This window comes from Psychrobacter proteolyticus (genome assembly GCF_038155145.1).
In the GTDB taxonomy this organism is placed as follows: domain Bacteria; phylum Pseudomonadota; class Gammaproteobacteria; order Pseudomonadales; family Moraxellaceae; genus Psychrobacter; species Psychrobacter proteolyticus_B.
In genome coordinates, this window is the sequence record NZ_JBAKAY010000007.1 from 138,947 (window position 1) to 159,557 (window position 20,611).

A 20,611-nucleotide genomic window follows, 5' to 3' on the forward strand; every position below is an offset into this window, starting at 1 on the left:
GCTAGACTAGCGCCTATGAATTGATTATAAGGTGAAAGACCCTATGTTAGCAAAGCGTATCATTCCTTGCTTGGACGTTGACAATGGCCGCGTGGTCAAAGGCGTGCAATTTGTCGATATAAAAGACGCAGGCGATCCTGTCGAAGTAGCCAAACGCTACAACGAACAGGGCGCTGATGAGATTACTTTTTTGGATATTACTGCGACCAATGATGAGCGCGATACCACTTATCATACTGTTGAACGCATGGCAGAAACGGTATTCGTTCCGCTGACCGTTGGCGGTGGCGTACGAAAAATCGCTGATATCCGCAATTTGCTCAATGCTGGCGCGGATAAAGTGGCGATTAACTCAGCAGCCGTATTTACGCCGGAGTTCGTTGGTGAAGCCGCACAGAAATTTGGCAACCAGTGTATCGTCGTTGCTATCGATGCCAAACGCGTCGCTGATATCAACGTCGATGGTATTGTCGTGCCACGTTGGGAGATTTTCACTCATGGTGGCCGTAAGCCAACGGGTATCGATGCCGTTGCTTGGGCGAGCAAAATGGCAGAGCTGGGCGCTGGTGAATTACTGGTCACCTCGATGGACGGTGATGGCACCAAAAAAGGCTACGACTTGGCGCTCATGCAGCAAATTACGAGCCGTGTTAATGTACCAGTTATCGCCTCAGGCGGCGTCGGTAACCTGCAACATTTAGCAGAAGGCGTACTAGAAGGCGGCGTAGATGCCGTACTTGCCGCCAGTATTTTTCACTTCGGTGAGTACACGGTATTGGAGGCCAAAGAGTATATGGCAGCGCAAGGAATACAGATGCGTCTTTAGCACGCTCGTAATATGCAAATAAAACCCAAAAAAATGCTATCATAGCGCTAACCATTTATTTTCGTTCAATTAACTAGGGCAACGCCAAAATAATAGGCGACCGAATCGATTGAACGCATCAGACTATTTAGCTATTTATTGACGCCTATATTTCAATTGAACGCTTATTAAGCAAAGGATTTTTTATGTCGAATTTACAACAGCAGCGCAACGACGTGACTCATATCGATGGTAACCTACATCAAAACGCTGATGCTCGCATTGGTATCGTTGTTGGTCGTTTTAACGGTTTCGTCGTTGAGTCATTAGTTGATGGTGCAATCGATGCCCTACTCCGTCATGGTGTATTGGGTAGCAACATTACTGTTATTCGTGTGCCTGGCGCATTTGAGCTACCACTTGTGGCCCAACGTGCTGCTGAATCAGATCGTTTTGATGCGATTGTGGCACTGGGTGCAATCATCCGTGGCAGCACGCCGCATTTTGATATTGTAGCTAGCGAATCTGCCAAAGGTTTGAGCGCTGTGGCAATGGATTATAATATCCCTGTTGCTAACGGTATCATCACTACTGATAGCATCGAGCAAGCCATTGAGCGCTCTGGTACTAAAGCGGGTAACAAAGGCTCTGAAGCTGCGATGGTCGTACTAGAAATGATCGCTGTTTTGTCACAGCTAGATATTGATGACAGCATCGATGAAGCATAAGCTTTAAAGCTCAAATTTATTAGTTTAACTGGTGCTGCTATTTAGTAATAACAGCACCTCATAGCATTAGCCAGCTATCGAAACAATTGGCTACTTTTTGAATTTTCGCCGTATTTCCATACCCTTTAAAGCTTTGAATCAGCATAGCTAAAAAACTACTTTGCTAATTTATATTTTGACTGGGTAACATCTCAAAAATTTAGGTACAGACCCCCTATGACTGACCAACTCAAGCGCGCTATTAGCGCTGCGAAAACCGCACAAACCAATGATGGACAAGCTGAAGCTACCCGTATAGCGAGCAGCAGTGCGGGTGATCAAACATTCGATATGAGTGAGTCTTCTTACAAGACCAGTCACACTGCTATCCGTAAGGCACGTCGCTTTGCGATGCAAGGCCTATACGAATGGCTCGTCACTGATCGCCGCTTTGATGTAGATGGTAAGCTTGGCTGGAAAGCCAATGCTCCGCATGATATTGCTGCTCGCACGCGTGCAACCAATGCCATGCATACCGTCCATATCGGTTATTATCATGAAATGATGCGCGACATTCCAGAGCAGATTGAAGCTCTCGATGCGCTTATCAGTCAGCATCTCGATCGTGAGGTTGATAAGCTAGATACTGTTGAGCACGCTATCTTGTTGATTGGCGCTTATGAGCTACAAAACCGTGTAGAGATTCCTTATAAAGTCGTGCTTGATGAAGCAATGAAGCTAAATAATCATTTTGGGGCGACTGACGCTCACAAATTGATTAATGCAGTACTGGATAAAATGGCCGGTGAGCTGCGCGCTTTAGAGGTACAAGCAGATACCAATGCCAATCTACGTACGTCACAAAAAGCGGCGGCTAAACAGTCTGAAGCAAATCCAGTGGATAGCATCGAAACTGCTGCTGAAACAGAAAGCGCGATCGTCGATGAGCCGACTGCATCAAACAAGCCGCGTATCAGTGCTAACAAAGCCAACGTCAAACGCAGTAGTGCCAGTAAAGCCAGTGCAAATATCAGTGACTTTAAGGCGAGCAAGAAAAACGCTAACGATACCAAAGACTAAGACTAACCATGAACGAGTTTGAGCTGATTGAGCGTATATTCTCACAGATGCAGGCCACGCATGCACCATCCACTGGTATCGAAAAAGGTATCGGTGACGACGCAGCTGTGATGGCATTGCCAGCAGGATCACGCTTGGTTAGCTGTATTGACACACTGGTTCAAGGTCGTCACTTTCATGCTGACTGGCAAAGAGTTGACGAGTTAGCGTTTGCGATTGGCTATAAAGCCGTGGCGGTTAATGTCTCAGACATTGCAGCTATGGGTGCGACGCCGCATAGCATTATGCTAGCGTTGGCACTACCTGAACGTCTAGCAAATCACGAATGGCTCACTGAATTTGCCAAAGGGCTGTTTCATGCGTGCCAGTTGTTTGGTGTGACGCTGATAGGTGGTGATACCACGCGCAGTGAGCGTTTAGTACTTAGCATCAGCGCGCAAGGGTTGCTCGCCGAAGATACACCAGCCATTTATCGCTCAGGCGCGAAAGTTGGTGACAAAGTCTATGTCTCAGGCACACTTGGTGATGCCGCTTTCGCCTTACAGCATCCTGACAGCGCACAAGGCATAGAGTTGGCGCATCGTCTACATATGCCAACGCCGCGTATAGCGCTAGGTGCAGCATTGGCAAAGATGGGGGCAACAGCGATGATAGATATCTCCGACGGCCTTTATCAAGATCTTGGTCATGTCTGTCAGCAAAGCTCTGTAGGCATGCGCATCCATTTAGACAAGCTACCGAGTAGCGAGTCATTATCTACTGTCGATTTGTCTGATCGCTTGTTAGGTCAGCTAGCGGGCGGCGATGATTATGAACTGGCATTTACTTTGCCTGCTCATATCAAACCGCCTATAGGCAACACACCTGTCACTTGTATCGGCGAGGTAATTGCACTATCAGATCCTATAGCGATAGATACCAAGTCTTCTGATAACTCACGTCTTGAACTGTTTTATCAAAATCAGCCAGTGACGCCTACTCAGCCCGCACCGTTTTCAATATGGCCCAACCTTACTGGCTACCAACACTTTACAGGCTAATCCATGACTGATCACGACTTATCTAAGCCTGACATCCATAAAGCAAATGACTGCCCACCATTACCGGTCGGTGCCAGTATGCTTGACCGTGCAGTCTATTGGCTTGGGCTAGGTTTAGGTAGTGGTTTACCACGCCGTGCACCTGGTACTTGGGGTACCGTTGGTGGACTGATTGTGGGCGTGCCCCTCATGAGTCTAGGTTTTATTCCTTTTTTACTGCTGACTATTTTATCTTGTTTGGTTGGTATCTGGATCTGTGGGCGTACTTCTGAGTTAATGCAGGTGCACGATGATCCACATATTGTGTGGGATGAATGGGCAGGCATGTGGATTACCTTATTACCGTTATCTTACATTTTGTCTTATTTATTTCCTAAGCCTGAAAACACATTGTCGTTAATGATGATGCCTATGTTTTGGGGCTGGCTACCGACCGCCTTTATCCTATTTCGCGTATTTGATATCTTAAAGCCGCCACCGATTGGCTGGGCAGACAAAAAAGTTGCTGGCGGTCTTGGGGTCATGTTAGATGATATTATTGCAGGCATCATGGCAGCGGTCATTTGGCTGGTTATTTACATCATTGTGATGACGTTCATGTCTTTTTGATATTAGCGCACAGAAATATTTACTACAGTTTTAGCTATCTTATATATTTGATTTTACTTACTTAAGTTATTGGTACTCAAATTACAAAGCCTGCACATCACAGCGTTTTTATAAATGAGCATTTGCGCTATAATCCAATATTATATTTTGTTACATTTGCGAGCCTATTATGACATCTCCTCTTTCTGTAATTATTCTAGCTGCCGGTAAAGGCACACGTATGCAATCGGCAAAGCCAAAGGTATTGCAGACATTGTCTGGGAAGTCTTTATTAGGTCATGTGCTAGATACTTGTCATCAGCTCACTGTTGATGAAACCATCATTGTTCATGGCTTTGGTGGTGATCAAGTAAAGTCAGAAATTACCAATCAATATACACAAGCATCGATTACTTGGGTTGCTCAAACTGAGCAATTGGGAACTGGCCATGCGGTCAAAGTGACATTATCTGATTTACCTAAGTCAGGACAAAGTCTCATTCTTTACGGTGATGTACCATTGGTCAGCTGTGAGACACTAAAAGCATTAAAAACTGCCAATACTGATGGCATGTCTATGCTGACGCTGACAGTCGATAATCCGTTTGGCTTGGGTCGTATTAAACGCGACCAAGCAGGTAATATTGAAGCCATCGTTGAACAAAAAGATGCTGATGCTGAAGAGCAAAGTATTAAAGAAATTAACAGCGGCATTTACTGTGTCGATAATGCGTTATTGCACAAATACTTGCCTGAGCTTTCTAACGACAATGCACAACAAGAATATTATCTGACGGATATCGTTAAAATGGCAGTCGCCGATGGTATTACTATCGCGGCGATTGAGCCTGAGCATACGTTTGAGATTGAAGGAGTTAATAATCGTCAACAGCTTGCTAGTCTAGAACGCACTTGGCAGCGCAAGCTAGTTGCTGACTTACAAGAAGCTGGCGTACAGTTTGCCGACCCTACTCGTGTCGATATTCGTGGTACGTTAACCGCTGGTCAAGATGTGTTTATTGACGTTAATGTGGTATTTGAAGGTGACTGTACCTTAGGTGACAACGTCTATATCGAAGCGGGCTGTGTTATCAAAAATGCCAAGATTGGGAATGCTTGCTATATCAAACCTTACTGTGTGATCGATCGCGCTGATATCGGTGCTGGTGTTGATATCGGGCCTTTTGCGCACTTGCGTCCTGATACCGTACTATCTGATAACAGCAAAGTTGGTAATTTTGTCGAAATTAAGAAATCTACTATTGGTCAAGGCAGTAAAGTAAATCACTTAAGCTATGTCGGTGATGCAACTGTCGGTACAGGCGTGAATATCGGCGCTGGTGTCATTACTTGTAACTATGACGGTGCCAATAAATCGCAAACCATCATTGAAGACAATGCGTTTATCGGCTCTAATGCTAGCTTAGTCGCGCCAGTGACGATTGGCGATACAGCCACCGTTGCCGCGGGTTCTGTGATTACCAAAGACGTTGATAGTAGTGCCTTAGCGTTTGGTCGTGCGCGTCAAGTACAAAAAAATGATTTCCAACGACCCACTAAAAAATAATTGCTCATTGGTGGTTTAGTCAACCTCAGTCATTTTTGAACCAATTTAAGCAGTACGGCAATCTTTGTGGTACTGCTTCACTATGTTTATCGGTTAATAACTCATCATTAATGACCAACCAAATTATTTGATCTTGCAACATTATATATTGAACTACTAAAATTTGAATCTAAGGAATAGCCATGTGTGGAATTGTAGGCGCCGTTGCTGAGCGAAATATCGCTAATATCTTACTTGAAGGCCTAAAGCGTTTAGAGTATCGCGGCTATGACTCAGCTGGCCTGACGGTTATTCGTGATGGTGAACTACACCGTGAGCGCCAAGTGGGTAAAGTACAGGCACTGGTTAATGCCGTTGCTATCAATCCAGAGTTTTTTGATGGTCATATTGGTATTGCTCATACGCGCTGGGCAACTCACGGTGAGCCAGCACAACGTAATGCGCATCCACACGTGTCAGGCAAAATTGCGGTCGTGCATAACGGTATCGTCGAAAACTACGCTGAACTAAAAGAAGAACTAATAGCCAAAGGCTACGTGTTTACTTCACAGACAGATACTGAAGTTGTGGCGCATCTAATCCATGATATCTACAAAAAGACACCTGACTTGTTAGAAGCGGTCCGCACCATTATCCCGCTACTGCACGGTGCTTTTGCATTGGGTATCGTCCACGTAGACTGCCCTGATGAGCTCATTACTGTACGTCTAGGCTCACCTTTGGTTATTGGTGTCGGTATCGGTGAGAATTTTATCGCATCAGATCAGTTGGCTTTGCTGCCGGTGACCAACCGCTTCATGTATCTAGAAGAAGGTGATATCGCCAAATTAACTCGCAATAGCATTCAGGTTTATGCAGATGGTGTTGAAGTCCAACGTCAGATACATGAGATTGATGCAACCCAGCATAATGCCGATAAAGGCGAGTTCAAACATTATATGCTCAAAGAAATTTACGAGCAGCCAGATGCCGTCGCTCGTACGATAGAGATGGCTTTGGATAATGGTGAAACGACTAAACTACGCGACGATTTTTTACAGCGTCATGAGACACTGTTGTCAGGTATTCGTCATGTACAAGTGATTGCTTGTGGTACCAGTTATCATGCCGGTATGGTCGCAAAATACTGGTTTGAGAGCCTTATTCGCATACCTTGTTCCGTTGAGGTTGCCAGCGAATTCCGCTATCGCAATCCTGTCGTCGTCGATAATACTTTGGTCATCTGTATTTCTCAATCTGGTGAAACGGCCGACACCTTATCAGCGTTACGTGATATCCAGAAGCAAACGCCAGCAGGCTTAGTCAGCTTGGCATTATGTAATGTACCGACGTCATCGCTGGTACGCGAAACAGATATCTTCTTGCCAACGTTGGCAGGGCCTGAGATTGGCGTCGCCTCTACCAAAGCATTTACCACTCAGCTTGTGGCTTTGATATTGTTGATATTGAAAGTTGGCGTTACGCAGAAGCGTATGACTGACGAACACTTAAATACGTTATTAAGTGAGTTACATCAATTACCAGGACAACTCTACGCCAGCTTAAACCTTGATGCTCCTATCAAGACCATGAGTGAAAGCTTTGAAGATAAGAAAAGCTGTCTATTCTTAGGTCGCGGGCTACAGTTCCCGATTGCGCTAGAAGGTGCACTAAAGCTGAAAGAAATTTCTTACATTCATGCAGAAGGTTATGCGGCAGGTGAACTCAAACACGGTCCATTGGCATTGGTCGATAAAGACATGCCCATCGTCGTATTGGCACCTAAAGATAGTATGTTTGATAAATTAAAAGCCAATATGCAAGAAGTGCATGCGCGTCATGGCGAGCTATTTGTCTTCGCTAGCGAAGCCAGTCAGATGGTCGCTGAAGATAGACTGCACTTAGTATATGTGCCCGATGTTTGCGAGACGCTTGCCCCTATCGTCTACAGCGTGCCTGTGCAGCTGTTGTCATACCATGTAGCAGTAATGCGTGGTACAGACGTCGACCAGCCACGCAATTTGGCAAAATCAGTCACGGTAGAATAAGAAGAATTACTCTACGAGAGCTCTGAAAAAGATAAGTATTTACCCCTGCTATTGTGAACTCAGTAGCAGGGTTTTTTTATAATTTTAAAACGACTTACTAGCAGTTTAGAAAAAAGTAGTAAGAACTACATCAGTAAAGAATCAAATAAAGATACTTAGGCCCAGCTCAAATAATCCGCATATTTTAAAAACTGGTGAAAAGCAGAATTACGATACAAAAAAATAGTGACACTCTATCTATTAATTAGACTATCACTATTATTGTGCTTATTTAGTCGCCTGTAACTACGTTTAGTCTCTTTCTAGGACCACTCTATAGCGAGCATTACCACTCTCTAGTCGCTCAAACGCTTCATTAATCTCAGACATTTTATAAGTTTCAGTGACTGGCTGAATATTATGGCGAGCAGCAAAATCTAGCATTTTACGTAGCGTCGCTGGTGAGCCAACTGGTGAGCCTGATAGACTGTTCTGAGCCATAATCATTGGTGCAGCCGATATCTCTAATGGCGCTTCTAATAGTCCAACAAAATGCAGCTTACCTTTTGGTCTTAGCGTCTTAATCACGACATCCCAGTTCATATCAACGTTCACTGTTGAGATGATTAAATCAAAAGAACCTGCGGCTTTTTCAATTTCGCTATCATCTCTTGAGTTTAGTGAATGGTGAGCGCCCATCTCTTTTGCTTCTTCCATTTTTGATTCACTGGTAAATGCTGTCACTTCACAGCCCCACGCATTGGCAAACTGCAATGCCAAATGACCCAAACCACCAATACCAATTACAGCCACTCTAGAAGTTGGTTTGATGTCGTACTGCATAAGTGGGTTAAACACTGTGACACCACCACATAACAGTGGTCCTACCGCGTTAAAATCAAGCCCTTCAGGTATCTTGATGACGCTAGTATCTTTTGCGCGTACTTTATCTGCAAAGCCGCCATGATTACCAATGATCGTACCTTCTTGCTCAGGGCATAGGTTGTGGTCTCCATCAATGCATAGATCGCAGACGTTACAGTATCCTTTATGCCAACCAAGTCCGACTTTATCGCCCAATTCTAGATGCTTGACGTGCTTGCCCTTATTAAGAACTTTACCTGCAACCTCATGTCCACCGACAAACGGATATTGAGTCATACCCCATTCGTTTTGCCACATCGATAAATCACTATGGCAGATACCGCAGCTATGTACTTCGATTTCTACTTCGTGATCGCCTAGAGTACCTGGGTCATATTCATAAGGCTTGAATTTTCCACCTTTCTCTTTTGCTGCATATGCGTTAATCATAGTTATTCCTTATTTTCTAGTTTTTTTAGAGATTAGTTTATAGCGATTGGTTTATAGCTCTAGCAGCTACTTATCTATTAGTAAAATTAAAATAGTGCTATAAGATATAAACAATTTCTTCAATTAATTTGGTTGGACAGACTATAGCAAAGACTGACCCAAATAATCCATTCAACTTACCAGTTTTAGACTAACGTCATACAAAGAGTCATACTTAGTAGGCAGTCACTTATCAAAAACACTGCTTGTTATCAGCAACATTGTTTTGCTAATTGTTTGATTACTTATATAGTGCACGCCTTCCTCGATAACCTGTCAGTTTTGGCGTCTTCATTACCTGCAATAAAAGACAGATTATCATGAGTGACATTCCTAGCCAGCCGATAGGAGAGAATGTTTCACTGATTATAATGATAGCCAATATAGTAGCCACGATAGGTTCTAGTAACGTGATAAGCGTCGCTTTGCTCGCCTCAATTACTCTCAACGCTTGACCAAAAAGTAAATAACCAAAGAACATCGGCGCAATTGCCAGATATAGGGCAACGCTTATATGTTTTGCATCTAAAAACAGGTTTTCCCCTGTTAATAATAATGATGGCAACAATAAGATTGCCGACAGACCAAACATACTGGCCATCGCTGATTTTGAGTTTACCCCGTTCTCTATCATTTGACGTGCTGACCATGAATATGTGGCATAGGTCAGTCCTGCAACTAATCCTAACAACACGCCTAGTATTCGATTATTTGCTTGTGTGTTTATATCTAAATATTGGGTTTTCCCTAAAGTCAGCAAAATAACGCCAACCACACCAAATATAAAACTTACCACCCATCGACTAGTGACTATTTTATTGCTAATCAGACGCTCCATGATAACAGTGAAAAATGGTGCACTGGCAATTGAGATCACTGTACCAATAGCGACACCAGCCAATCTCATAGAAGAATAAAAAGCCAAAGGATAGATAGCAACGCATAGGCTACCAATGAATAAGAGACTGGGTTTAGAAAGTAGTTTCTGTCTATCGCTTAATAAATTATTCTTAGCATTCAATACTAGCAATACACCGCCTATCCCCATCGAAAACGCACCAACGGCTAATGGACTAACGTCAGGTATAGAAGCAGACGCTGTACCTGTCGTTCCCCAAAGGACACTGGCAGCTATCACACATAAAATAGCACTTAGACTAGATTTATTCTGCAGCATAGTAGCTACCTCTAACGTTATAATAAATAATATTATTATAGAGAGTTATAGACTACTATTTGTGCAGATTAGACGGTTTGCATGTCTGGTTAGACGTGTTTTAATTTGGAAGGGGCAATACCAAAATATTTAGAAAATCGGCGGCTAAAAGCACTAACATCCGTATAACCAACCAGTTCGGCTATGATAGCGATAGGTGAATCAGTATGTAGTAACAAAGCTTGCGCCTTTTGCATTCTGATCTTTGTGATGTATTCAGTGACGGTTTGGTTTGTTTGCGATTTGAAGTTCTTTTTGAACTGTGTAGCACTGAGACAAGAGATATTCGCCAACACTTCGACAGAAAGGTTCTTAGCAAAATTGTGGTGAATATATGCTACGGCTTCTCTAATTCGAGCGTCATATTGGACAAATAGATTTTGTTGTTCTAGGAGCTTATAAAAGGTATCAAACATCAGTCTCTCAACTTCAGTATTGATTTGATACCTTAACTGACTCTCTGAAAACTCCAAAAATGCCAACAATGGCGAACTGATAGGAAAAACAATTTGTGATGAATGAAGCACATTTTCTGGCAATAAATCTGTATCCACAACGATAAACTTTGCATTCTCTTCAGCGCTAAAGTAGTGTTTTTCATTTGCCTTGACGACAACACATTCGCTTGGGATAACTTTTCCAGTATAGCTCCCAACTTCAATATTTATTGCCCCTCGCAAAGGCAAAACAATCTGATGAAAGTCATGAGAATGCCCTCTAGTCTGACGAGTGTATGACCTAATCGAGAGCGTATTAATCATTCAGAATTTTCCACATTGCTACTATTACGTCGTGTCTTGGCTAACTATTTGGTTAGCTATTTGGCTCTCTATGAGAAGTGACTATTAGAAGTCACTAGGTTTGCCATGTGGAGCCAGCCATTTAGCAAACCATCCCGATAGATCATCCATCAAGGTATAGACGACAGGAATAACAACCAAGCTCAATAGCGTAGAGGTTACCAGACCACCCAGTACCGCTGCTGCCATCGGTCGCCTAAAAGTAGGATCTGCATCGCCCCAACCAAATACTAGGGGCAACATACCTGCACCCATCGCAATGGTCGTCATGATAATAGGCCGTGCACGCTTGCGACATGCATCTACGATAGCCTCAAAACGCGCGAGCCCTCGGCGCTGGGCAATCAACGCGTAATCGACCAATAGAATAGAGTTTTTGGTCGCAATACCCATGAGCATAATAAAGCCAATCATCGAAGGCATCGATAAGCTGCTATTAGTAATAACTAAGCCAACAAACGCCCCACCGATCGACAGAGGTAAGGCCATTAGAATGGTAAAAGGCTGCAACAAACGACCAAATAGTAGAATCAGCACACCTAAAATACAAACGACACCGACAGACATCGCAATGATAAAGCCACTAAAGAGGTCTGCCATATTTTCAGCTTGACCCTGATCGATGATGGTAATCAAAGGCGGCAATTGTTGCATGGTCGGCACTGCTTTGACCGCTTGTACCAAATCGCCAAGTTCACCACTCGCAGGTTGTACCGTAATACTAATAGCACGCTCTCGATCCAGTCTACTAATCTGCGCAGGTCCAGTGCCAAAGTCTAGCGTAGCAACCTCACCGACGCGCACGCCTTGACCTGCAGGCATAGTGCTCGGCACGTACAAACCTTCTAGCTGGCTAACATTTTGCTTAGCCACATCAGGTAGACGTACGACGATTGGTACTTGGCGCGTATCAAGATTAAGCTTAGACAATTGCTGCTCGTAGTCGCCTACAGTCGCCACACGTAGAGTCGTAGCGATATCTTGCGTGGTCACCCCTTTGTCAGCCATTGCCAACCTATCTGGCGTTACTGTTAGCTCTTGACGAGGCAAACTGCGATCACTGGTCACAGCGCCTGCACTTGGCAGCCCTCGAATCTCAGACATGATTTTTTGTGCAGTTTGTTCAAGCAGTTGCGGGTTGGTACTGGTTAATGAAAAGTTATAGCCACTTTCACCACCACTCGATAGCCCGACAGTAAACCGTGCTCCTGGCACTTCTGTCATCAGCTTACTAATTTTGCGCTCTATCTCTTGCTTGGTGCCTCGTTCTGCACGCGGGGCAAGTACGATATCCAAGCCTGCGATGTTTTCAGCCTTACCGCCGCCACCATCCGACGCACCCATTGATGCCTGCGCCTCTCCCACTGAGGTAAAGATATTGGTCACCTCAGGCATGGCCAAAATGCGAGCACTCGCTAGCGCTGCCACGCGCTCAGTATCTGCCAACGACACGTCAGGTGTCAGCTCAATAGCCACTCGAGTTTGATCGATATCGTTGTCAGGGATAAATGACGTCGGTAGCAGCTTAACTAGAGCTAGCGATGCTACAAATAAAACAAGTGTTGCACCCATGGTTATCCAACGATGATGTAGGGTCCAAGACACAATCTTAAGATAGTACTTCATCATCGCGCTTTGTTTTTCGACGTGCTTTTTCTCAGGTCGTAAGATATAAGCTGCCATCATCGGTGTAATCAGGCGAGCTACCATCAGCGAGGCAAAAATTGATAAGGCAGCCGTCCAACCAAACTGACGGAAAAACTGTCCAACGATACCGCCCATAAAGGCCGTTGGTAAAAACACCGCAATCAAAGTAAAAGTAGTCGCGACAACGGCCAGACCGATTTCATCAGCGGCTTCCATCGCCGCTTCATAAGGCGTCTTACCCATGCGTAGATGACGTATGATGTTTTCTACTTCAACGATTGCATCATCGACCAGCACCCCAATGACCAATGATAATGCCAGTAGTGAGATGATATTAAGACTAAAGCCAAACAGATACATACCCAAAAAGGTTGGAATGACTGATAGCGGTAAAGCGACTGCAGCGACGATAGTCGCTCGAATATTGCGCAAAAATAGGAAGACTACCACTACAGCCAACAGCCCACCTTCGATGAGCATTCTTAACGAAGCTTCATAATCTTCTGCAATGGGTGTGGCTCGGTCATAGACTTTCTCAATACTGATATTGCCGACATCAGCAGTCAGCTTGGCAAGCTCCTCATCGACCAGCTCCATCACGTCGACTTCACTGGCACCGCGCGAGCGAGTGATGTTAAATGCCACCACGGTTTTACCGTCTAGCTTGGCAATCGAGCTTGGATCTGCTGCGCCGTCAGTGATTTCTGCCATACGACCTAAAGCTTGTGTTCCCCCCGTAGGGACAGCCACTTGCAAATCGTTTAGCTCATTTGCTCGCTCAACAGCACCGAGAACACGGATGGTCTGAGTCGTATTGCCAACTTCCGCCTCCCCGCCAGAGCTGTCTTGCTGGATACCAGCGATTTGCTGCGATAATTGCGAAATAGAAAACTTTAGACCACTTAACGCAATCGGGTCGGCAGCAACCGTGATTTCACGCTGCAACCCACCAACGCGGCTCACGGTACTTACGCCTGGTATGTCAGATAGCCGTTTAGTAACGGTATCATCGACAAACCAAGATAGATCCTCCACACTCATATTTTCAGCGGCGACAGAGTACGTAACCACTGGAAACCCAGCGGTAGATACTTTGGTAATAATAGGATCATTAGCGGCAGCTGGTAGATCACCACGTACTTCGCCGACTGCTGACCGCACATCGTCTACCGCTTCTTGAATGTCTTTTTCTAAAGTAAATTCAGTGGCAATGGTCGCCGCACCCGTTTGTAGCGTGGTGCGAATATGACTCACGCCTTCGATACTGGTCAGTTTGTTTTCAATCTTTTTGGCGATATCGTTTTCAAGCTGTGAAGGCGCAGCACCCGGTAGCGTGACCGTGACTACCACCGCTGGCAAATCTATGTCCGGAAACTGCTGGACTTTCATTTTCATGAAACCGTAAATGCCGCCCAACGTCAGCAGTACAAACAGCAAGATAGCAACGAGCGGGTTCTTTATCGAATAAGCGGAGACGTTTAAGCTCATGGTTGTGCCTGCACTGGCTTACTGGTTTGAGTTACACCATTAACAACACGCACTAGGTCACCGTCATTTAAGAAGCTACCGCCCTGTTTTACGATACGACTGTCACTTGGCAAGGGCTCTAACACTGCTACGCTCTCACCCAATCGCTCACCCAATGTCACTCGCTGCTGCTTGATACGTCCCATCGACCGATCATCTCGAGTAGTCGATTCGGTAACGAGCATCACATAATCATAACCATCATTACTGACTACTGCGCTATTAGGAATCGTTTGCGTACTGGTACTTCCTAATAGGAATTCGCCTGTTTGATACATGCCTGCACGTATCTTTGAGTTGGCAGCTAGGCTAGCATAAATCGTAATTTGACGGTTGTTGTCTGCGGTTGGTGCGATGCGGTTTACTTGCCCCATCACTGTATCACCACCCGGCAGACTGACTTGTACAGGCGTACCGACATTTATATCACCGACAAGCTTAGGATCTATATCTGCTCGCCATTCCAAAACCCCGCCTTTGATAATCGTAAATAGTGGATCCCCGCCTGCCACTTGACCGACTTCTACCAATTTTTCACTGATAATGCCGCTGACAGGAGCGACGACTTTTGCGTTCTCTAACGTTAAAAGCTGATTGCTCAAACGGGCTTTGGATGCTTGTAAAGAAGCTCTGGCACGGACTTCCGAGGTACGGTAGCGATCGGCTTCTTGTTTGCTGATGGCATCGATATCGATCAATGGCAGCACACGTGCAGCATCAGCGCTGGCATTGGCAAGGGTGGCTTCCGCTTCTGCGACATCTGCTTGCGCCTGTAGCACTTGCTGCTCCATGGCATCAGTATCGAACACCGCTAAAACTTGACCCACTCTGACGCGGTCGCCTTCTTCGACCAAGATACGCTCAATAGCCACACCATTGACTTTTGCACTGACGTTCGCAGTGTCTTTAGCATTGATGGTTCCATCGGCACTGAGCGTGCTACCGATATCATCTTGGCTTGGACTGACTGTTTCTACTGAGAGTACTGATTGCTCAATACTGGCATCGCTACCAGTTGCCTGATCGTTTGCGACAGAATTAGAAGTTGCTGACTCATCTGTAGCTGCATTACTATCATTGCCCCAATACTTGCCAAGCAGCACCCCTATCACTAGCACGGCTGCCAACACGGGCCACAACCATATTGGTGGTTTTGCAGATGGCCTTTTAGATACAGTGTCAGTTTGACGATACGGCGGCAACTCAGATTCAGCTGACGGCTTAGAATGGGTTTCTTCAAAATCGCTCATGATAACTCTCTGTAGGTACAGTCAATATTGAAATACTCGATGTAGAATGACTAAAAATATCAATCAGTCACAGCAATAATAAAAAGTGGCACACAATCGAAGCAATGTTTGGACAGCCTGATATATGGCTATGAGCGTTACTTACAGAGAGTATTACGATGTTCTCTAAAGCACTGTTTATTATTATAATAGTCCATCAAATTATCGAGAATAGCATATATTTGGTCATCATCTTATTTTTATATATAGTGTCTAGCGTTCATAAATTTAATTGAAACTTAGACCGAATATATATGCAGTATTAAAGGCATATTGACCAATTTAAAGAAATAAGAGCGCGTGCAGCCAGCTGTTGAATATCTGATGTATTCAACGACTGACTATGGATTGAGTATCGTCTATAAATAACTTTAACCTTGCGGCCATGCTGTTTGATTATATCCAGAGCTAGGTTCAATGACATACTGAACCTACTTGCCGATACCGATACTAAGCACTAAGCACTAAGCACTAAGCATTGATTACTAGACACTGGGTACTAAACACTGTTTACTAGGCACTAAGCATTGGTATAACGACTTGCCTCAGGCATCCAGCGATGAATCAATTGGCTGACATCTGCTTTTCGCGCAGGGTCTGCTATCAAATGCTTCGCTAACCGCTGAGCAATGGCAAATAATTGCTCATCACGGATCAAATCAGCCAAATAGTAGCCAACGTTACCCGTTTGACGTTTGCCTAACAGCTCTCCTGGCCCACGTAGCTCTAAGTCTTTTTGAGCAATAACAAAACCATCGGTACTATCACGTAGGACATTTAGTCGCTCAGTACCTGTCTCCGATAGCGGCTTTTGATATAACAGTACACAGAAGCTTTTGGTCGAGCCACGTCCGACTCGCCCGCGCAGCTGATGCAATTGCGATAGCCCCAAACGCTCTGCATTTTCGATAACCATGAGTGATGCATTGGGCACATCAACCCCTACCTCGATGACAGTTGTCGCAATCAACAAGTCTAAATTACCTGCTTTGAACTCCTGCATAATGGCTTGCTTATCAGCAGACTTCATTTTGCCATGCACCAGTCCAATACGAATATCTAGACGTTCATTTAAGTCTTCATAAGTAGCTTCGGCTGCCTGCGCATCCAATACGCTAGACGCTTCTACCAGTGAGCATACCCAGTACGCTTGCCTGCCCGCTTCGCAATTGATCGCGATACGTTCTATTACTTCATCGCGTCGATTGCGATCGATGGTTACTGTCGTAATTGGGGTACGCCCCGGTGGCAATTCATCAATGATTGAGGTATCCATATCGCCATAGACACTCATCGCTAAGGTTCTTGGAATCGGTGTTGCGGTCATGATTAGCTGGTGCGGGGTGCTATTAGCCACGCCTTTATTGGTCAATGCCATACGCTGCTCAACACCGAATCGATGCTGCTCATCAATAATAACTAAACCTAATTTAGCGAACTGAACTTGCTCCTGAAACAATGCATGAGTACCGACCACCACTTGTACGGTATTTTCTGCGACTGCATCCAATGCTTCGCGGCGCTGCTTGGCCGTTTGCTTACCGGCGAGCCAACCGACACCAATGCCCAATGGCTCAAACCATTGCTTAAAATTCAGTAGATGCTGCTCTGCTAGAATCTCAGTCGGTGCCATTACCGCGACCTGCCAGCCACTATCGAGCGCATAACCCGCTGCTCCTGCTGCAACCAATGTCTTGCCAGCACCCACATCTCCCTGTACCAGTCGTAGCATCGGAATTGAGGTCGCCATATCCGCAATGATGTCTTGCATCACTCTTTTTTGCGCACCCGTTAAATCAAAAGGCAATGCAGAAAACAGCTTGTCAGCAAGAGGACTATTGATAGTGCATTTGGGCGCTTTATGCTGATGTAGCTGCTGGCGACGATATAGCAAACTGAGCTGATGCGCAGTCAACTCTTCAATAATCAAGCGCTGGCAAGCAGCATGCGTACGGGCACTGAGTTGGGTGAATAGTTTGTATTGCTGAGACGCGCTGGTATAAGTAGGCGGCGTATGCAACAGTACCAATGCTTCAAATATCGTTAAATTATAGACATTATGCTGAGCAATACTGGCAGCGACGTTATGTATGTCATTATCTGCCTGATAGGTAGAAGGATTGGGTTTATATACGCTATTGCCAATCGCATTATCAGGCACGCTGCGTGCTAACGTTGAGAAAATATCTTCGGTATATTCGGCCTCTGATACTGTTGATTTAGATGGCTCAAAAGGCACTAATGGCAAATCGGATACAACTGAAAAATCTACAGCCGTAAACAATGTCATCGGCAGACCTTGGCTCCGAACCGTTTGCAATGCCAGTTTAATTAAAGTGCGCAGCTTGTTTTGATGTAAGCCTTTGACAGTAGGATAAATAGGCTGCAATCCCGTATCGGTCATGACTGTATTATCAGTGATAATTTGATATTCAGGATGATGTATCTGCTTACCGTAGCGGCTGACTTTGACCTCACCAAATAGCTGTAAGCGTGTTCCCAAATTCATGGTCTGTACCAGACCACGATAGACCTTAAAAAACCGCAACGATATCGTACCCGTATCATCGTCCACAGTCACAGTCATCCCACTGCGCTTGGTATCGACATGGACGATGTGACCTGTAATTAGCGCTGATTGTCCATGCTCTACATCGGCGATTGATACCAGTCGACTACGATCCTCATAATCACGAGGCAAATGTAATAGCAAATCGAATATCCGCTTGATATTTAACTGCGCCAACTGCTCTGCCACTTTTACCCCCACACCTGCTAGCGCAGACACTGGCATATCTAGTGCTGACAGCGGCATGTCAGATCTAAAGTGATCTAATGAGTTGGCTGAGGCATGACTCTCCGATATTGGCATTAAAGATCCTAACAATATTATTTTTAATTTTCGTATGCTAAATCGAGCATTTTTAGTAGGCTGCATATAATGGCTTATGCCATAAAATAGCGATAACAATAGTATGCATAAAGACGTCGACTCATTTCATTATAGCTGACAATACAATTGCTTATGCTAGGCTATTTAGTAAAATAGCATCTATACAGTCCATCTACTATAGATAAACCGCTTCTTCTCATCATACCAATAACTGATGTCTTATTTTTTGAATTCTGGCAATTTCATAAGGTGTTTTTCTATGCTTGTTTCTATTTTGCCTCGTCAGTTTCGTCACAATCTGATTCGTCATAATTTAAAACTACTGAGGTTGAGCTTAATACCCATTCTCGGTTTTTACATTAATGCCTGTAGCATCTTGCCATCGACTACTCCCGCCACACCAGAGCCTGTTATTAAAGCCCCTACTGTCGCACTGGTGTTGGGTGGTGGCGGTGCAAAAGGGTTTGCCCATGTAGGCGTCATCAAGGCGCTAGAAGAAAACGGTATCAAACCAACATTGGTAGTCGGGACGAGTGTGGGTAGCTTGATTGGTAGCTTATATGCCAGTGGTTACACGCCGGCACAGCTTGAGCAATTGGCACTGACCACTACTGATAGCCAGCTCACAGACTTTACCTTGTCCAATCAAGGTTTCATCGAAGGTATTAAGTTAAAAAACTTTATCAATAGCAAAGTGAATGCGCGAGCCATAGAGGATTTCCCCATTGCTTTTGCGGCAATCGCAGCAGAAAAACACACTCTGAAGAAAACAGTCTTTACCACTGGCGATGCTGGGCTTGCCGTGCAAGCGTCCTGTAGCGTGCCTAGTATTTTTATTGCCCCGCGCATTCCTGAAAAGGTCGGTAAAAAATATATCGATGGTGGTGTGGTCAGTTTAGTACCCGTAGATAGCGCCTATGACTTGGGTGCGGATATTGTCATTGCTGTAGATGTGACGGGATCTCAAGGCAGTGATAGTACTAATAATCAAATACCGACTATGAACTCATTGAGTGACTTTTGGGGCTTTCTCGAAACCAATATTCTAGCTACCAACCTGACTGCTAAGCGCTCCTTATCAAGTCAGAGTGAGCGGGATCGAGCGGATATTGTTATTACTCCTAATATCGGTCATAACAGTTCGATAGATACTAGGCAGCGACGCAGTCTAATACAAACAGGTGCTCAAGCTACAACGCCACAAATCAATGCCATTAAACAACTTATCCAAGAGAAATCTAGTAGCAAATATGCCACGCTGTAATTGAGTATTATTAATTACTTATCAGTAAAATTATCAAACGTCCTGACACACCATAAAAAAGCACCGCAGCTATAAACTGTGGTGCTTTTTTATTGATAGCTTTCAGTACTAAATGGATAGTTTTAAGTGCTAACTACATCAATGCTAGCTAAATTCTAATCCAAAAATTCAGGACTATTTAACGCGCGCGCGATATTTTACAGCGACCGTATCATTCAGACCTACGCCTTCTAGGTCCCAACGTACCGCTTTATAATATTTAAGCGCGACGTCTTGTAGCTGATTATCTACTTTGGTACGTAATGGCATACGAGCAAAATTATTGCCATCTACACTGCCATATGGGAATTCAGGAGCAACAGTCTTTAGCAGTTCTACCTGCTCTGGGATACTCATCGTAACGGTCATTTTACGTACGCGATCTGCATTGGTATTGGTAAAGTATCCTTGATACTCCAATACATTGCCTGACTGCAAACGAGTATTGGTATCCACAGGGACGAGTACTTCTTGACCATTAGCATCAACGCTGACCAACGACGCCGTAATTCTGCTGTTGACCGCTTGAGCACTTGAATTGCTGCTCTTGTTAGCATTTGTCTGAATAGCCATTGAGCTATCAACCGCTTGCTCTGGTGTTGGCAGCATCGCTGAGGCTTGTGTAACTACCATTGCACCAATAAGCGTACCGGCAACAACGTGAAATAAGCGGTGGCCGCTCCAAGCACTGAACGGGCTAGCAAACTGGTTACTTTTTTTCATGATTTTCATTATCCCTGGTTGATATATCGGTAAAACACAGATGGTGCAACTTAAATTATTTTTATAA

The 20,611-nt window shown here is 44.6% G+C and carries 15 protein-coding genes; 8 read left to right on the forward strand and 7 right to left on the reverse strand.

Annotated features, from left to right (window positions below; genetic code table 11):
* Positions 1-43 precede the first annotated feature (43 nt).
* The 7 genes from hisF (at position 44) to glmS (ending at position 7,814) form a co-directional block, all read left to right on the forward strand.
* A complete protein-coding gene (gene hisF, locus V6252_RS10500; protein ID WP_101205985.1) occupies positions 44-826 on the forward strand; it encodes an imidazole glycerol phosphate synthase subunit HisF in 783 nt (260 codons plus the stop codon).
* Between the two features lie 185 nt (positions 827-1,011).
* On the forward strand, positions 1,012-1,533 hold the full coding sequence (gene ribH, locus V6252_RS10505) for a 6,7-dimethyl-8-ribityllumazine synthase (RefSeq protein ID WP_075106501.1): 522 nt from the start codon (positions 1,012-1,014) through the stop codon (positions 1,531-1,533).
* 216 nt (positions 1,534-1,749) lie between these two features.
* Positions 1,750-2,592: a transcription antitermination factor NusB gene (nusB, locus tag V6252_RS10510; RefSeq protein ID WP_341610373.1), complete on the forward strand. Its 843-nt coding sequence runs from the start codon at positions 1,750-1,752 to the stop codon at positions 2,590-2,592.
* Positions 2,593-2,600: 8 nt separating this feature from the next.
* Positions 2,601-3,632, forward strand: a complete 1,032-nt coding sequence (gene thiL / locus V6252_RS10515; protein WP_341610375.1) for a thiamine-phosphate kinase — start codon at positions 2,601-2,603, stop codon at positions 3,630-3,632.
* A gap of 3 nt (positions 3,633-3,635) precedes the next feature.
* Complete coding sequence (locus V6252_RS10520) at positions 3,636-4,241, forward strand: phosphatidylglycerophosphatase A (RefSeq protein WP_341610376.1); 606 nt, start codon at positions 3,636-3,638, stop codon at positions 4,239-4,241.
* A 169-nt stretch (positions 4,242-4,410) separates the two neighbouring features.
* Complete coding sequence (gene glmU / locus V6252_RS10525; RefSeq protein ID WP_341610378.1) at positions 4,411-5,787, forward strand: bifunctional UDP-N-acetylglucosamine diphosphorylase/glucosamine-1-phosphate N-acetyltransferase GlmU; 1,377 nt, start codon at positions 4,411-4,413, stop codon at positions 5,785-5,787.
* A gap of 182 nt (positions 5,788-5,969) precedes the next feature.
* Positions 5,970-7,814 (forward strand): glutamine--fructose-6-phosphate transaminase (isomerizing), encoded by a 1,845-nt coding sequence (glmS, locus tag V6252_RS10530; RefSeq protein WP_179799593.1) that lies wholly within the window; start codon positions 5,970-5,972, stop codon positions 7,812-7,814.
* 291 nt (positions 7,815-8,105) lie between these two features.
* Here glmS and ahr read toward each other — a convergent pair whose 3' ends face one another.
* From ahr to recG, 6 genes are all read right to left on the reverse strand, one after another.
* Positions 8,106-9,107 carry an NADPH-dependent aldehyde reductase Ahr gene (gene ahr / locus V6252_RS10535; RefSeq protein WP_341610380.1) on the reverse strand — a complete coding sequence of 334 codons (1,002 nt, stop codon included), beginning with the start codon at positions 9,105-9,107 and terminating at the stop codon, positions 8,106-8,108.
* Positions 9,108-9,387: 280 nt separating this feature from the next.
* Positions 9,388-10,323, reverse strand: a complete 936-nt coding sequence (locus V6252_RS10540) for a DMT family transporter (RefSeq protein ID WP_341610381.1) — start codon at positions 10,321-10,323, stop codon at positions 9,388-9,390.
* Positions 10,324-10,412: 89 nt separating this feature from the next.
* Positions 10,413-11,123, reverse strand: a complete 711-nt coding sequence (locus V6252_RS10545) for an AraC family transcriptional regulator (protein WP_341610383.1) — start codon at positions 11,121-11,123, stop codon at positions 10,413-10,415.
* 84 nt (positions 11,124-11,207) lie between these two features.
* Positions 11,208-14,297, reverse strand: a complete 3,090-nt coding sequence (locus tag V6252_RS10550) for an efflux RND transporter permease subunit (RefSeq protein ID WP_341610384.1) — start codon at positions 14,295-14,297, stop codon at positions 11,208-11,210.
* Positions 14,294-15,586: an efflux RND transporter periplasmic adaptor subunit gene (locus V6252_RS10555; RefSeq protein WP_341610385.1), complete on the reverse strand. Its 1,293-nt coding sequence runs from the start codon at positions 15,584-15,586 to the stop codon at positions 14,294-14,296. Before V6252_RS10555 ends, V6252_RS10550 begins: the two co-directional genes overlap by 4 nt.
* A 559-nt stretch (positions 15,587-16,145) precedes the next feature.
* A complete protein-coding gene (gene recG / locus V6252_RS10560) occupies positions 16,146-18,497 on the reverse strand; it encodes an ATP-dependent DNA helicase RecG (protein ID WP_341610386.1) in 2,352 nt (783 codons plus the stop codon).
* Between the two features lie 280 nt (positions 18,498-18,777).
* On the opposite strand from recG, the gene V6252_RS10565 reads away from it, so the two are divergent.
* The gene (locus V6252_RS10565) at positions 18,778-19,782 is read left to right on the forward strand and encodes a patatin-like phospholipase family protein (RefSeq protein WP_341610388.1); all 1,005 of its coding nucleotides are present in this window, start codon (positions 18,778-18,780) and stop codon (positions 19,780-19,782) included.
* Positions 19,783-19,956: 174 nt separating this feature from the next.
* Here the strand turns inward: V6252_RS10565 and V6252_RS10570 are convergent, their stop codons facing one another.
* Positions 19,957-20,544 carry a hypothetical protein gene (locus tag V6252_RS10570; protein WP_114701925.1) on the reverse strand — a complete coding sequence of 196 codons (588 nt, stop codon included), beginning with the start codon at positions 20,542-20,544 and terminating at the stop codon, positions 19,957-19,959.
* Positions 20,545-20,611: the final 67 nt, after the last annotated feature.

Bases quoted from the DNA above. Each gene is read 5' to 3' on its own strand.
- V6252_RS10545 (WP_341610383.1), bottom strand. From the start codon at position 11,123: ATGATTAATACGCTCTCGATTAGGTCATACACTCGTCAGACTAGAGGG.
- nusB (WP_341610373.1), top strand. From the start codon at position 1,750: ATGACTGACCAACTCAAGCGCGCTATTAGCGCTGCGAAAACCGCACAA.
- V6252_RS10570 (WP_114701925.1), bottom strand. From the start codon at position 20,544: ATGAAAAAAAGTAACCAGTTTGCTAGCCCGTTCAGTGCTTGGAGCGGC.
- ribH (WP_075106501.1), top strand. From the start codon at position 1,012: ATGTCGAATTTACAACAGCAGCGCAACGACGTGACTCATATCGATGGT.
- glmU (WP_341610378.1), top strand. From the start codon at position 4,411: ATGACATCTCCTCTTTCTGTAATTATTCTAGCTGCCGGTAAAGGCACA.
- V6252_RS10555 (WP_341610385.1), bottom strand. From the start codon at position 15,586: ATGAGCGATTTTGAAGAAACCCATTCTAAGCCGTCAGCTGAATCTGAG.
- V6252_RS10540 (WP_341610381.1), bottom strand. From the start codon at position 10,323: ATGCTGCAGAATAAATCTAGTCTAAGTGCTATTTTATGTGTGATAGCT.
- thiL (WP_341610375.1), top strand. From the start codon at position 2,601: ATGAACGAGTTTGAGCTGATTGAGCGTATATTCTCACAGATGCAGGCC.
- V6252_RS10565 (WP_341610388.1), top strand. From the start codon at position 18,778: ATGCTTGTTTCTATTTTGCCTCGTCAGTTTCGTCACAATCTGATTCGT.
- hisF (WP_101205985.1), top strand. From the start codon at position 44: ATGTTAGCAAAGCGTATCATTCCTTGCTTGGACGTTGACAATGGCCGC.
- ahr (WP_341610380.1), bottom strand. From the start codon at position 9,107: ATGATTAACGCATATGCAGCAAAAGAGAAAGGTGGAAAATTCAAGCCT.
- V6252_RS10520 (WP_341610376.1), top strand. From the start codon at position 3,636: ATGACTGATCACGACTTATCTAAGCCTGACATCCATAAAGCAAATGAC.
- V6252_RS10550 (WP_341610384.1), bottom strand. From the start codon at position 14,297: ATGAGCTTAAACGTCTCCGCTTATTCGATAAAGAACCCGCTCGTTGCT.
- recG (WP_341610386.1), bottom strand. From the start codon at position 18,497: ATGCCAATATCGGAGAGTCATGCCTCAGCCAACTCATTAGATCACTTT.
- glmS (WP_179799593.1), top strand. From the start codon at position 5,970: ATGTGTGGAATTGTAGGCGCCGTTGCTGAGCGAAATATCGCTAATATC.